Origin of the sequence: Frondihabitans sp. 4ASC-45 (assembly GCF_049472575.1) — a bacterium.
GTDB lineage: Bacteria > Actinomycetota > Actinomycetes > Actinomycetales > Microbacteriaceae > Frondihabitans.
The window spans coordinates 269203-282358 of record NZ_JBCEBN010000002.1; the positions used below are offsets into that span (position 1 = coordinate 269203).

Sequence of the window (13156 nt, forward strand, 5' to 3'; positions counted from 1 at the left end):
CACACCAAAGTGCCCGAATCGCCGTCCGATCTGATGATCGGCGACGATTCGGGCACTTTCGACTGGAGGCTCCAGGTGCCTAGGCCGCACCGACCCCGCGGATGAGCGGGTCGTGGAACGCCCGGCCTCGAACACGCTCGGACGCACCGACCCGGTCGAGGTAGGGTGTCGCGCCGCCCATCTGGAACGGCCATCCAGCGCCGAGGATCAAGCAGAGGTCGATGTCTTCGGGCGCCGCGACAACACCGTCGTCGAGCATGCGACCGATCTCGTCGGCCAGGCCGTCTTCGATGCGGATGCGGAGCTGCTCTTCGGTCAGCGCTTCGCGCTTCTCACCCGACCTGGATCCGCCGACCAGCTTGACAGCCTTGGGGTCGAAGCCCTTGCGGTTGCCCTTCGAGTCACGCTCGAAGATGTGACCGAACTCGGCGAGGCGGTGCAGGGCCTCGCTCTCGAAGAAGCGCTCGGGGAAAGCGGCGTGGTGCGTGTCGAGCACGTGCGCGCCCACCGTCAGCCCGACCAGTTCGAGGAGCTCGAACGGCGTCATCGGCAGTCCGAACGGGGCCGTCGCACGATCGACGACTTCGAAGGGCGTGCCGGTCTCGACAGCGTGCATCGCCTCGCCGAGCAGCTTTGCGAGCACGCGGTTGACGACGAACCCCGGTGCGTCGGCTGTGATGACGGCGTTCTTGCCCAGCGTCTTCGCCACGGCCATCGCGGTCGCGAGCGTCTCGTCGTCGGTCGAGGGGGTGTTCACGACCTCGACCAGCGGCATCACGGCCACCGGGTTGAAGAAGTGGAAACCCACCAGGCGTGCCGGTTCAGTGAGCACCGATCCGATGGCCGACACCGAGAGCGACGACGTGTTGGTCGCGAGCACGCACGACTCCGACACGACCTTCTCCACGCGCGAGAAGACGTCTTGTTTGACACCCAGCTCTTCGAAGACCGCCTCGATCACCCAGTCGCAGTCGGCGAAGTCGGCGATGTCGGTTGTTCCCGAGATCAGGGCCTTGAGGCGGTTCGACTCGTCGGGCGAGACGCGGCCCTTCGCCTGCAGTTCGTCGATGGACGATCGGATGCCGGCGACACCCCGCAAGACACGGGCCTCGTCGATGTCGGTGATGATGACGGGAACCTTGAGCTTGCGCACGAAGAGCAGGGCGAACTGCGAGGCCATGAGCCCGGCGCCGACGATGCCGACCTTGGTGATCTTCCGGGCCAGGTCGGGGGAGGGCGCGCCGGCCGGGTGCTTGGCACGCTTCTGCACCAGATCGAAGGCGTAGATCGAGGCACGGAACTGGTCGCCCGAGATGAGATCGGCCAGCGCTTCGTCTTCGGCGACGAACCCCTCATCGCGGGTGGCCTTCTTCGCCCCGGCAAGAAGGTCGAGCGCGGCATACGGAGCCTTCGCGACCGTGCCGATCCTCTTCTGAAGCGTCTTACGAGCGATCGCTATCGCCGCGTCCCATTTGACGGCACGCTCGATCTTGCCCGGCACGTGGGGCCTGGCGACTTTGACCGCCCCGCTGATGACGCCGTCCGCCCAGCGGATGCTGTCTTCGAGGAAGCTTGCCGAGCCGAACATCACGTCGGCGATTCCGAGTTCGAGCGCCTGTGCGGGTTTCAGCGTGCGGTTGTTCTTGAGCGGGTTCTCGACGATCACCTTGAGGGCGTTCTCGATGCCGATCAGGTTCGGCAGGAGCCAGGCGCCGCCCCAGCCCGGGATGATGCCGAGAAACACCTCGGGAAACGCGAGGGCCGGTGCTGCCGAGTCGACCGACCGGTAGTCGGCGTTGAGGGCGACCTCGAGACCACCGCCGAGGGCGAGCCCGTTGATGAACACGAACGTGGGCACCCCGGCATCGTGAAGTTTGCCGAGAGCGTCGTGGCCGAGCCGGGCCATCTGCCGGCCCGCCTCGCGCGAGGGGATCTGGCCGACCTTCGACAGGTCGGCGCCGGCGGCGAGGAAGTAGGGCTTGCCGGTGACGGCGATCGCCCGGATCTCTCCGGAAGCCGCACGGGCCCGAAGGGCATCGAGCGTCTCGGAAAACTCGACGAGAGTGACCGGCCCGAGCGTCGACGGGCGCCGGTGGTCGCGATCGTTGTCGAGAGTGACCAGGGCCAGGATGCCGCCGGAGGGCAGAGCCACGTCGCGCACGTACGAGTGCGTGACGACCTCGTCGCGCGAGAGGTCGAGAAGGAGCGAGGTGTCGGTCACTTGGTCTTCTTCTTTCCGTCGAAGTGCGGGTTCTCCCAGATGACGCTTCCGCCTTGACCGAGGCCGACACACATGGCCGTGAGCCCGTAGCGGACCTCGGGGTGCAGCTCGAACTGGCGGGCGAGCTGGATCATCAGGCGAACCCCCGAGGAAGCCAGCGGGTGGCCGACCGCGATGGCGCCACCCCACGGGTTCACCCGCGGATCGTCGTCGTCGATGCCGAAGTGGTCGAGGAGCGACAGCACCTGCACCGCGAACGCCTCGTTGAGTTCGAAAAGGCCGATGTCGTCGATCGTGAGGCCCGCCTTGCGAAGAGCCTTCTCGGTCGAGGGAACGGGACCGATTCCCATGATCTCGGGTTCGACTCCGGCAAAGGCGAAACTGACGAGCCGCATCTTGGACGCCAGACCGGCACGCTTGGCTGCGTCTTCTGACGCGATTAGCGAGACCGTGGCACCGTCGTTGAGGCCGGACGAGTTGCCGGCAGTGACGCGGCCGTGCGGACGGAAGGGCGTGCGGAGCGTCGCGAGACCCTCGAGAGTCGTCTCGGGTCGAGGAGCCTCGTCGCGGTCGGCGAGCCCCCATCCGGCTGCGGAGCGGACGGCGACCGAAACGAGGTCGGGTTGGATGTGCCCGTCACTGTAGGCCTGAGCGAGCTTCTGCTGCGACCGGAACGCGAAGTGGTCGGAGCGCTCCTTGGTCAGCGACGGGAACCGATCGTGAATGCGCTCAGCGGTGTTGCCCATGTTGAGGGCCTCGCCGCTCACAAGCTTCTCTGCCACGAAGCGGGGGTTCGGGTCGGCATCGAATCCCATCGGGTGGCGGCCCATGTGCTCGACGCCGCCGGCCAGCGCGAAGTCGTAGGCGCCGAAGGCGACGGCACCCGCGACGGAGGTGACGCTCGTCATCGCTCCGGCGCACATGCGGTCGATCGCGAACCCCGGCACGGATCGCGGCAGTCCCGCCAGCAGGGCCGTCGTGCGGCCGAGAGTGAGCCCCTGATCGCCCGTCTGCGTCGTCGCGGCTATGGCGACGTCGTCGATGTCGGCCGGGTCGAGCCCCGGGTTGCGGTCGAGCAGCCCCCGCATGGCCTTGACGACGAGATCATCGGCCCGGGTCTGCCAGTACATTCCCTTTTCGCCGGCTCGCCCGAACGGGGTGCGAACCCCGTCGACGAAGACGACTTCTGTTCTGATGGCCACATTGCCTCCTGAATCGACTGCGCCTGTTGCAGACGCCAACGGCTCGATCCTAGAAGCGGCACCTGTGGGCCAGTAATCGACTGCGCTTATCTACGAAGCCGATTCGGAGCCCTGCGCGAGCGATTGGTGAGCCTCGACAAAGGCCTGCAGGATGGCGGGGGCTGTGGCCGCGATCTGCCACTCGCGCGCACCGGCCTCGCGCAGACCTTGGCCGATGTGGGCCAGGTCGAGAACCTCGGGCGCCTCCCACGCGACTCGTCGCAGGTGGTCGGGAGTGAGGAGGTTCTCGACCGGGATCGACATCGCCTCGGACATGTGCTGAAGGCGCGGCCGAGCGGCTTTGTAGCGGGCGTCACCCTCGGGATTGCGGTCGGCCCACGAGCGGGGCGGGGGGAGCTGGTCGGTCGACGGCCCGCGGAGCGAGGGAAGATCGGTCGACGCACGGCCCCGTTCGAGAGCGGCCCACCAGCGGCTCAGCTCGGTGCGGCTCGCTCGACCGACGAACGACTTCAGAGCGCCGAGATCGCGCTTCGTGGCGGGGTTCTCGCGAACGGCCGCGATGATCGACGAGTCGGGAAGGAGGCGACCAGCAGCGGTGTCGACCTCTTGGGCGTAGTCGTCTCGCGCCTCCCAGAGCTCGCGAACGAGGCCAAGAGCACGCTGCCCACGCAGGGTGGAGAGACCCGTCGTGCGACGCCATGGCTCCTGGCGGGGAGGTTTGGCCTCGCGTCGCAGGGTCGCCTGGAACTCCTCCTCGGCGATCTCGACCTTCTCCTGCTCGACGAGCACGTCGTACATCGCGTCGCGGAGATCGACGAGCAACTCGACGTCGAGGGCGGCGTAGACGAGCCAGCTCTGGGGGAGTGGCCTCGTCGACCAGTCGGCGGCCGAGTGCTCTTTTGCCAGGTGGATGCCGAGGAGCTCTTCGACGACGGCGCCGAGCCCGACTCGGGGAAGGCCTGCCAGGCGGGCACCCAGCTCGGTGTCGAAGATCCGCACCGGGTCGAGATCGACCTCACGGAGGCAGGCGAGGTCTTGCGAGGCGGCGTGGAAGATCCACTCCTCGTCTTTGATGACGTCGTTGAGTTCGCGCAAGGATCCGAGAGCCGGCGGGTCGAAGAGGAACACGCCGGCACCGCGGCGGAAGACCTGGATCAGATACGCGCGCTGCGAGTAACGGTAGCCGGAGGCACGCTCGGCATCGACGGAGACAGGGCCGTGCCCCTTCGCGATGGCGTCGATGGCGTCGAGGTAGGCCTCGCGGGTCGTGATGACGTCGACGAACGCGTGGTCGTCGTCGGCGGCGGGAACGTGGTCGACGGGAGCCTCCTGGGGCGGGGTTTCTTCTTCGATCCTACTTGTCACGCCCGACCCTTCGAGAGGCTAGGAGCGTGACGCCCTCCGCGGTCGGCGGGAGACCGGCGAGGGTGCAGATGAGCTCGGCCCAGGCCCGCACGTGCGGGGCGAGGTCGGTATCGCTCGGCGACCAGGACGCGCGGAGCTCCAATAACGCCCCGTCGCTCTGAGACGAGAGCTCCCCGTAGCCGCTCGACAGGATCTTCGTCGCCGTGCCCGAGGCCGACGAGTAGGCGGCGCCGTTGGCACCGAGCGACTCGATCAGCCAGCTCCAGGCGACGTCGGCGATGAATGGGTCCAGGCCGATCTCGGTCTCGAGCGGGGCCTGGGCGAAGCTGACTATGCGCCAGGGTCCTCCCCAGGGCTCGGGCTCTTCCGGGTCGTACAGGACGATGAAACGTCCGGTGCCGAGCTCGGGGTCGGCGTTCTCGCCGACGCCGACGACGTCGGCGGCGAGGGCGAAGGCCGACGGGGCCAGCCCACTCGGCGCAGGGATCTCCGTCACGACGAGGTCGTCGCGCGCGTCGATGGCGCGAATGGCCTCCACGGCCTCGACGAAGGCCCGGGGGCCGGTCACAGCCGGTTCCTGAGGACGTGAGGGAGTATCGGACACGAGATGAAGATTAGGCTCCCGGCAGAACCGTGGCTCCGAGGCACGCCGTAGGTGACCTCGGTCGCTCATGGCCAGCCGGCGCACGACCGGGCATTCTCGTCGACCCCTGCCGTGTCGGTTGCGTCACCCGGGCTCAGGAGGCTTGCACCTTCCAACGCGCGTAGAGCGACGACTGGTCGTCGATGAGCAGCTGATCGAGAGTCAGAGCTGACGCATCGAACCGCTCGGTGCCGAAGACGGGCAGGCCCGAGCCGATGACGATCGGCGAGGTCGAGAGGCACAGCTCGTCGACGAGACGGTCGTGTAAAAACTGCCCGGCGAGCGACGGCCCGCCCTCGCAGACGAGCGAGCGCAGCCCCTCGGCGTGGAGGCGCTCGACGATCGCGGCCGGAGCCAGACGGCCCTCAGTGTCGGGGGCGACCAGGATGGTCGCGAGCCCGCAGAGCGAATCGCCGAGCGACTCCGTCACGCGCGCCACGGCCGACGAGGGGCAGATGACGACGACCCGATCGGCGCGCTCCGCGTCGATGCGGTGGCCGCTGAGGTCACCCGAGCTCGTCACGACGACCAGCTTTGCGGTGGACGGCACCCGATACCCCTCAGCGCGAACACTCTTCGCCCCGACGATGACGGCGTCGGCGACATCGCGGATGGCCCGCAGGATGGCCCGGTCGGCCGGGTTGCTGAGTGTGTCGGAGGTGCCGTCGGTACCCGCCGCGTCACCCGACACGGCGGCGATCAGGTTGAGCCGGAGCCACGGCGTCGTCGGTGGCGCGTACCAGCCCTTGAGCACCTCGTGCGTGTCGTCGGCGCCGACCTCGAGACGCGTGGCGACATCGGGGCCGGCTTCTCTCGACCGGTGGAGAAGGCGCAGGATCACGCGGCGGTCTTCTCGCGAATCTGCCGCTTGGCCCGCCCGAGCAGCGCAGTCATTCCTCGAATCCGCAACGGGCTCACGGCCTCCACGAGACCGATGGTCTGCGGATAGTCGTCGGGCACGCCGAGAGCTTCGTCGACCGTCAGACCCTCGAGGCCCTGCGCGATGATCGACGCGAAGCCGCGAGTCGTCGGCGACTCGCGCGGTGCGGTCGCATACAGGTGCACGAGGCCATCCGTCACCTCGACGAAGATGAACACCGGCGATTGGCACTCCACGACCTGCTCGAGCAGATCGGGGTGATCCGCATAGCGTTCCGGCAGCCCCGGCAGCTCGTTCGAGAACTCGAGGAGGAGCTGCAGGCGGTCTTTCACGGAGAGGTCGAGGAAGTCGCGCTGGATCTCGGCCAGGGCCTCGGGGAGGGCCGGGCTGGATCCTTCGCCGTTGCTCGTCGGAACCGTGCTCATCGGGTGGTGGCCGCCGGAGCCTCACCGGGCTCAGCACCCGTGACGATCGGCACGCGCACGGCGGAGCCCCATTCCGTCCACGAGCCGTCGTAGTTGCGGACGTTCTCGAAGCCCATCAGGTGGTGCAGCACGAACCAGGTGTGGCTGGAACGCTCGCCGATGCGGCAGTAGGCGACCACCTCGTCGTCGTCTTTCAGCCCGGCGCCGTCGCGGTAGATCGAGTCGAGTTCGGCGAGGGGCTTGAAGGTGCCGTCGTCGGCCGCGGCCTTTCCCCACGGCACGTTCTGCGCGCTCGGGATGTGACCGGCGCGCAGGGCGCCCTCCTCGGGGTAGGCGGGCGCGGTCGTGCGCGAGCCGTTGTACTCCTCGGGGGAGCGGACGTCGATCAGCGGGCTGCCGAAGTGGGCGAGCACGTCTTCTTTGTAGGCGCGGATGCCGGTGTCGTCTCGCTCGGGGACGGGGTACTCGACCGGGGTGATCGCGGGCTGGTCGAGGGTGTACTCGCGGCCCTCGGCCTCCCACTTCGCGCGACCGCCGTCGAGCAGGCGCACGTCTTCGTGGCCGAAGAGCGTGAAGACCCAGAGGGCGTAGGCGGCCCACCAGTTGTTCTTGTCGCCGTAGATGACGACGGTCGAGTCGCGCGAGATGCCGCGCTCGCTCATCAGCTCGGCGAACTTCTCCCCCGAGATGTAGTCGCGCTGCACGGGGTCGTTGAGATCGGTGTGCCAGTCGACCTTGACCGAGCCGGGAATGTGGCCGGTCTCGTAGAGCAGGACGTCTTCGTCGGACTCGACGACGACGAGGCCGGCCCGTGCGGCAGGGTCGCCGGCGAGCTTCTCGGCGAGCCACTCGGTCGAGACGAGGCGCTCGGGGTGGGCGTAGTCGCTGAACTGAGCGGACGGATCGCGATCGACAGGCATGGTTCCTCCAGACGTCGCCCGGAGGCGACACGTACGGTTACGGCGTGCGGCGTAGAGTTTCACTTCGCCGTCTGCGGCAGCAGTGTTTTTTCGCCGTCTCCGTCGACAACGCTAGACGGGCGCCATGTATGCCGCGCGGAGCCCGCGCAAAACTCTGACACAAATCTGACACGGAGAGGACGGCGCTGCCGGATGACCGACGAGAGCAGCCCCACCGCGGGCGAGGCGGACACCAGGATCCGAGACACCGTCTCTCTCACCGACCGCTCTCCCTCCATCACCGCCGCTGAGATCGTCGCCCACCTCGTTCCTCCCCGTCAGTTCGACGGCGCCTCGCTCGACAACTACCGCCCCGACCCCGGCTACCCGTCGCAGGCGGAGGCGGTCGAAGCGGTCCGCACCTTCGGCGACCAGGCCACGCCCGCGCGGGCCGGTTTCTTCCGCCGCAAGGCGGCCGTGCCGAAAAAGCTCGGTCTCTACCTCGACGGCGGCTTCGGCGTCGGAAAGACCCACCTGCTCGCGGCGCTCTGGCACCAGACCCCGGGGGCAGCCGGCTCTGGCACGAAATACTTCGGCACGTTCATCGAATACACGGCCCTTGTCGGCGCGGTCGGCTACCGCGGAGCGGTAGCGCAGCTCGAAGGCGCGACTCTCATCTGCATCGACGAGTTCGAGCTCGACGACCCGGGCGACACGATGATCATGACGAGACTCCTCGGCGAACTCGCCGACCAGGGAGCCCGGATCGCAGCGACATCGAACACTCCGCCGAACGCTCTGGGGGAGGGCCGCTTCGCCGCAGCCGACTTCCTGCGCGAGATCCAGGCGCTGAGCGATCGCTTCCGCACCCTGCGCATCGACGGCACCGACTATCGACGCCGCGAGATCGAGGCGCACGCGATCGTGACGGAGGAGCTCGACCGTGCGATCGCATCCGCTCGGGGCGTCGTGTCGGTCGACGACTTCCAGGCCGTCGTCGAACACCTGTCGACAGTGCACCCGTCGAAGTACGTGAAGCTGATCGACGGCATCGACACGGTCGCTCTCCGCGACGTCGGCCCCCTCCATGATCAGATGGAGGCGCTCCGCTTCGTCGCGTTCGTCGACCGGTTGTACGACGCCCAGGTGCGCGTCGTCGCCTCGGGGCTCGCGCTCGACGAGGTCTTCGGCGCCGAGATGCTGGCGGGCGGCTACCGCAAGAAGTACCTCCGCGCCATGTCGCGACTGGTCGCGCTCACGCTTCTCTAGGCCCCGGCTCCCGCTTTCCCGGCGCTTCGCGCTCTCACGGCACCTTCGGGCCCAAAGGCCAGATTCGCGAAACGTGTTGTTTACAAACGGGCGAACCGTGTTACATCCGGGAAACATACGTGCGCACGAACCGAAACGTCGGGACGCCAGTATGAGCCGTATCCCGAGTCAGCACCGGTCGTCGCCCCTGCACTTTCCAGCGACGTTCGGTCCGGGACACCCTGCACTGCACAACTGAGAGGTGACACCAGATGCTCGACCAAGGCAATACCGCCTTCATCCTGATCACGGCCGCCATGGTCCTGCTCATGACCCCCGGCCTCGCCTTCTTCTACGGTGGCCTCGTCAAGGCCAAGAGCGTCATCAGCATGATGATGCTCAGCTTCGGCGCAATCGGCCTCATCGCCGTCTTGTGGGTCTTGTACGGCTACTCCATCGCCTTCTCGAACGGCCCAACCGGCTCCAACGGAACCGACACGTTCATCGGCATCGACGGATTCCTCGGCTTCGACCCGGCCATGTTCGGCCTCAACTCGCTGATCGGCCAGGAGGCCGCCTTCCCCCAGCTCGCCTTCGCCGCCTTCCAGGCGACGTTCGCCATCATCACCGTCGCCCTCATCTCGGGTGCGATCGCCGACCGTGCCAAGTTCGGCGCCTGGATGGTCTTCGCCGGCGTCTGGGCCACGATTGTCTACTTCCCGGTCGCCTCGTGGGTGTTCAACTTCACCCTCGGCAAAGACGGCTCGGTCGTCGACGGCGGCTGGCTCGCCGGTCTCGGCCTGATCGACTTCGCCGGCGGTACCGCGGTCCACATCAACGCAGGATCCGCCGGTCTGGCTCTCGCACTCGTGCTCGGCCGTCGCGTCGGCTTCGCCAAGGGCGCCTACAAGCCGCACAACCCTCCCTTCGTGATGCTCGGTGCCGGCCTCCTCTGGTTCGGCTGGTTCGGCTTCAACGCCGGCTCGGAGCTCGCTGCCGACGGCGTCGCCGCCCTCGCGTTCGTCAACACCCTCGCCGCTCCCGCCGCCGCAGTGCTCGGCTGGCTCATCGTCGAGAAGGTCAAAGACGGCAAGGCCACTTCCGTGGGTGCCGCATCGGGTGCCGTCGCCGGTCTCGTCGCCATCACCCCGGCGTGCGCCGCCCTCACGCCGTTCTGGGCGATCGTGCTGGGCATCCTCACCGGTGCCATCTGTGCAATCGCGATCGACCTCAAGTTCAAGCTCGGCTTCGACGACTCGCTCGACGTCGTCGGCGTCCACCTCGTCGGCGGTCTCGTCGGAACCCTCTACATCGGCTTCTTCGCGAACGACGTCGGCCTCGCCTTCGGTGGCGGCTTCCACCAGCTCGGCGTCCAGGCTCTCGCGGCCGTCGTGGTCATGGTCTACTCGTTCGCCTTCGCCTTCGTCATCGGCCTCGTGATCGAGAAGACCATGGGCTTCCGCGTCACGAGCGAAGACGAGGTCGCCGGCATCGACACGGCCGTGCACGGCGAGGAGGGCTACGTGCTCCTCGACGAGCGCGCCTAGCCCTCACTCCCCGCCGGGCCCTCGGCCTGCCGAATCGGGCAGATCCGCCGCACTCGCGGGAGATCTGCCCGATTTCGTCGGTTGAGGGCCCGGTGTGCACTCGAAGCCGAAAAGGAGCACGATCGAGCAAAGGCCCGATGAGGGGCCGAACCAGGAGGTCGTGATGGCTCGCTCAGGTAAAATGGTTCAGTTCGATCGCTACGGCGACGTCGATGAGCTCCACTTCGTCACCCAAGAGCTCCCAGCCCCCGACGACGACGAGGTGGTGGTCGAGATCGTCGCCGCAGGCCTCAACCACATCGAGAACTACATCCGGCAGGGCGACTTTCAGAGTCGCCTGCCGCTGGCGTTTCCGGCCAATCAAGGATCCTGCTTCGCCGGAATTGTCAAGAAGCGCGGCAGAGCGGTTCGCGACCTGTCCGTCGGCGCCGAAGTGATCGGCCACGCCGTCGGCGGAGGAGCCCACGCCACCTACATCGCCGTGCCCCGCACCGCCGTGGTGCCGAAGCCCCAGCGAGTCTCGTGGGAGATCGCGGGGGGCCTGTACCTCGCCGGTGCCACGGCCTACGACGTCGTCCGCGGGCTCGCTCTCGGCTCCGACGACGTTCTCGTGGTCACCGCAGCTGCCGGCGGCGTCGGGCACCTCGAATGCCAGCTCGCTCTGGTTGCCGGAGCCCGCGTGATCGGCACCTGCAGCCCGCGCAACCACGACTACCTCCGCTCGATCGGCGTGATCCCGATCACGTACGGTGACGGCCTCGAAGAGCGCATCCGCGAGGCCGCAAAGGGCCCCGTCACCGCCTTCATCGACAACTTCGGCGGCGACAACCCGGCCCTGGCGAAGTCGCTGAAGGTGATCCCCAGCCGCTTCTCGTCGAGCGAAGACCGCCTCGAGACCGAGATGCGCTTCATCACGGTCGACCGCGACGACACCGAACCGGCCATGATATTGAGCGAGCTCGCAACGATGATCGAAGAGGGCAGGATCCAACCGCTCATCTCCGGGTTCTACCCCTTCGACTACATCGTGCAGGCGTTCGCCGACCTGGGCGAGAAGCACTCGCGCGGCAAGGTGGTCGTCGGCATGCAACCCGTTGAGAGCGGAGCGCGATCGAGCTGGTACCTGTCGGGCAAGGCGCGCGACGTGCATTCGGCCTGAGGCCGCGGGCGCCGCGAGACGTCGCACGGACTCGCAGACGCGCCGCGGCACGTCCGTGGGTCCGCACGACGTCTCGCGGCTGGCGTCAGGCGTCAGGCGTCAGGCGTCGACAGATGCCTTGTCTGCCACGGATCCGGTCGACGTCGAGCGCGCGCCTCCAAGCCGGAACGACGCGCCGCGGTGCTCCTCGGGCAGCCGGTCGCCGCGCGCGAACAGCTTCTCGCGAAGCGACCCCTCCACGTACTCCGTCGGATAGGCGCCGCGGGCCCGCAGCTCGGGGATCACATGCTCGATGACGTCTTCCCACGTGCCCGGCGAGACGGCGTACGCGAGGTTGAACCCGTCGACGTCCGTCTCGGCGACAAGCTGTTCGAGATGGTCGGCCACCTCGGATCCTGAGCCGACGAAGATCGGCCCGAGTCCGCCGATGGCGCCGAACCGCGCGATGTCGCGCACAGTCCACTCCCGGCCGTCGAGCTTCGCCGACTCTTTGAAGTTCTCGATCACCGACTGGATCGCGTTGCCCTGCACGTCGCCGATCGGCTGGTCGAGGTCGTACTCCGAGAGGTCGATGCCGGTCCAGCCGGACATGAAGACGAGAGCCCCCTCCTCGCTGGCGTAGCGGAGGTATTCCTCGTGCTTGGCGACGGCCTTCTCGTGGGTGTCGTCGGTGATGATCGTGAGCAGGGTGTAGATCTTGGCCGAGTAGCGTTCGCGGCCGGCCTTCTCCAGGGCGTCGCGGATCCTCGAGACCGTCGCCTTGAGCACGGCCGCCGTGGGAGCCGACACGAAGATCGCCTCGGCGTTGTCTGCGGCGAAGGCGACGCCGCGGGGAGAGGCCCCAGCCTGGTAGATCACGGGGGAGCGCTGAATCGACGGTTCGGAGAGGTGGATGCCGGGCACCGTGTAGTTCTCGCCGCGGTGACCGATCTCGTGGATCTTGGCGGGGTCGGTGAACACGCCACCCTCGCGGTCTTCGACGACGGCGTCGTCTTCCCACGACCCCTCCCACAGCTTGTACAGCACGTCGAGGTACTCACTGGCGACGTCGTAGCGGGCGTCGTGCTCGAGTTGATCCTCGTGGCCCATGTTCCGCGCCGCGCTCGGCAGGTAGCCGGTCACGACGTTCCAGCCGACGCGCCCCTTCGTGAGGTGATCGAGCGTCGACATGCGCCGGGCGAACGGGTAGGGGTGCTCGTACGCCGTGCCCGCGGTCACGCCGAAACCGAGGTGCTTCGTGACGGCCGCCATGGCTGAGACGAGCAGCACCGGGTCGTTGACCGGAATCTGCGCCCCATTGCGGATCGCCGCGACGTTGTTGCCGCCGTAGACGTCGTAGGTGCCGAGCACATCGGCGATGAACAGGCCGTCGAACGTGCCCGATTCGAGCAGCTTCGCCAGGTTCGTCCAGTAGTCGATGTCGTTGTAGTGCCGCGAACGGTCGCTCGGGTGGCGCCACAGCCCGGACGACTGGTGGGCGACGCAGTTCATGTCGAAGGCGTTGAAGCGGATCTGTCGGGTCATGGTCTCATCCTCCGTGGGTTGGGGCGGTTTGTCAGGGCGTCCG

11 protein-coding genes are annotated in these 13156 nt (G+C 67.6%); 3 read left to right on the forward strand and 8 right to left on the reverse strand.

The window, feature by feature from the left end:
* Window positions 1-79: 79 nt before the first annotated feature.
* The 7 genes from VH571_RS04825 to VH571_RS04855 all read right to left on the reverse strand — a co-directional run bounded on the left by VH571_RS04825 (window position 80) and on the right by VH571_RS04855 (window position 7656).
* On the reverse strand, window positions 80-2221 hold the full coding sequence (locus VH571_RS04825; RefSeq protein WP_423263563.1) for a 3-hydroxyacyl-CoA dehydrogenase NAD-binding domain-containing protein: 2142 nt from the start codon (window positions 2219-2221) through the stop codon (window positions 80-82).
* Complete coding sequence (locus tag VH571_RS04830; protein ID WP_123943959.1) at window positions 2218-3423, reverse strand: thiolase family protein; 1206 nt, start codon at window positions 3421-3423, stop codon at window positions 2218-2220. Before VH571_RS04830 ends, VH571_RS04825 begins: the two co-directional genes overlap by 4 nt.
* Window positions 3424-3513: 90 nt before the next feature.
* The gene (locus tag VH571_RS04835) at window positions 3514-4788 is read right to left on the reverse strand and encodes an HRDC domain-containing protein (RefSeq protein WP_423263564.1); all 1275 of its coding nucleotides are present in this window, start codon (window positions 4786-4788) and stop codon (window positions 3514-3516) included.
* Complete coding sequence (locus VH571_RS04840) at window positions 4778-5356, reverse strand: DUF3000 domain-containing protein (protein WP_233573132.1); 579 nt, start codon at window positions 5354-5356, stop codon at window positions 4778-4780. The genes VH571_RS04835 and VH571_RS04840 overlap by 11 nt, the downstream gene beginning before the upstream one ends.
* 169 nt (window positions 5357-5525) lie before the next feature.
* Window positions 5526-6272 (reverse strand): dihydrofolate reductase family protein, encoded by a 747-nt coding sequence (locus tag VH571_RS04845; protein WP_055958081.1) that lies wholly within the window; start codon window positions 6270-6272, stop codon window positions 5526-5528.
* On the reverse strand, window positions 6269-6736 hold the full coding sequence (locus tag VH571_RS04850; RefSeq protein ID WP_055958077.1) for a SufE family protein: 468 nt from the start codon (window positions 6734-6736) through the stop codon (window positions 6269-6271). Before VH571_RS04850 ends, VH571_RS04845 begins: the two co-directional genes overlap by 4 nt.
* Window positions 6733-7656, reverse strand: coding sequence for a sulfurtransferase (locus VH571_RS04855; protein ID WP_423263565.1), 924 nt, complete (start codon window positions 7654-7656; stop codon window positions 6733-6735). The genes VH571_RS04850 and VH571_RS04855 overlap by 4 nt, the downstream gene beginning before the upstream one ends.
* A gap of 192 nt (window positions 7657-7848) precedes the next feature.
* Here VH571_RS04855 and zapE point away from each other — a divergent pair, with 192 nt between their 5' ends.
* The 3 genes from zapE to VH571_RS04870 all read left to right on the forward strand — a co-directional run bounded on the left by zapE (window position 7849) and on the right by VH571_RS04870 (window position 11589).
* Entirely contained in the window at window positions 7849-8904 is a 1056-nt protein-coding gene (gene zapE / locus VH571_RS04860; protein ID WP_423263566.1) for a cell division protein ZapE, read from the forward strand.
* A 251-nt stretch (window positions 8905-9155) separates the two neighbouring features.
* Window positions 9156-10430 (forward strand): ammonium transporter, encoded by a 1275-nt coding sequence (locus tag VH571_RS04865; protein ID WP_423263568.1) that lies wholly within the window; start codon window positions 9156-9158, stop codon window positions 10428-10430.
* A gap of 163 nt (window positions 10431-10593) precedes the next feature.
* Window positions 10594-11589 carry an NADP-dependent oxidoreductase gene (locus tag VH571_RS04870; protein WP_423263569.1) on the forward strand — a complete coding sequence of 332 codons (996 nt, stop codon included), beginning with the start codon at window positions 10594-10596 and terminating at the stop codon, window positions 11587-11589.
* A 99-nt stretch (window positions 11590-11688) separates the two neighbouring features.
* Here VH571_RS04870 and VH571_RS04875 read toward each other — a convergent pair whose 3' ends face one another.
* Window positions 11689-13113 carry an LLM class flavin-dependent oxidoreductase gene (locus tag VH571_RS04875; RefSeq protein WP_423263571.1) on the reverse strand — a complete coding sequence of 475 codons (1425 nt, stop codon included), beginning with the start codon at window positions 13111-13113 and terminating at the stop codon, window positions 11689-11691.
* Between the last annotated feature and the right edge of the window lie 43 nt (window positions 13114-13156).

What these genes read in the sequence shown, in the direction of transcription:
- VH571_RS04850 (WP_055958077.1), bottom strand. Translation starts at nt 6,736, where the DNA reads ATGAGCACGGTTCCGACGAGCAACGGCGAAGGATCCAGCCCGGCCCTC.
- VH571_RS04855 (WP_423263565.1), bottom strand. Translation starts at nt 7,656, where the DNA reads ATGCCTGTCGATCGCGATCCGTCCGCTCAGTTCAGCGACTACGCCCAC.
- zapE (WP_423263566.1), top strand. Translation starts at nt 7,849, where the DNA reads ATGACCGACGAGAGCAGCCCCACCGCGGGCGAGGCGGACACCAGGATC.
- VH571_RS04865 (WP_423263568.1), top strand. Translation starts at nt 9,156, where the DNA reads ATGCTCGACCAAGGCAATACCGCCTTCATCCTGATCACGGCCGCCATG.
- VH571_RS04870 (WP_423263569.1), top strand. Translation starts at nt 10,594, where the DNA reads ATGGCTCGCTCAGGTAAAATGGTTCAGTTCGATCGCTACGGCGACGTC.
- VH571_RS04875 (WP_423263571.1), bottom strand. Translation starts at nt 13,113, where the DNA reads ATGACCCGACAGATCCGCTTCAACGCCTTCGACATGAACTGCGTCGCC.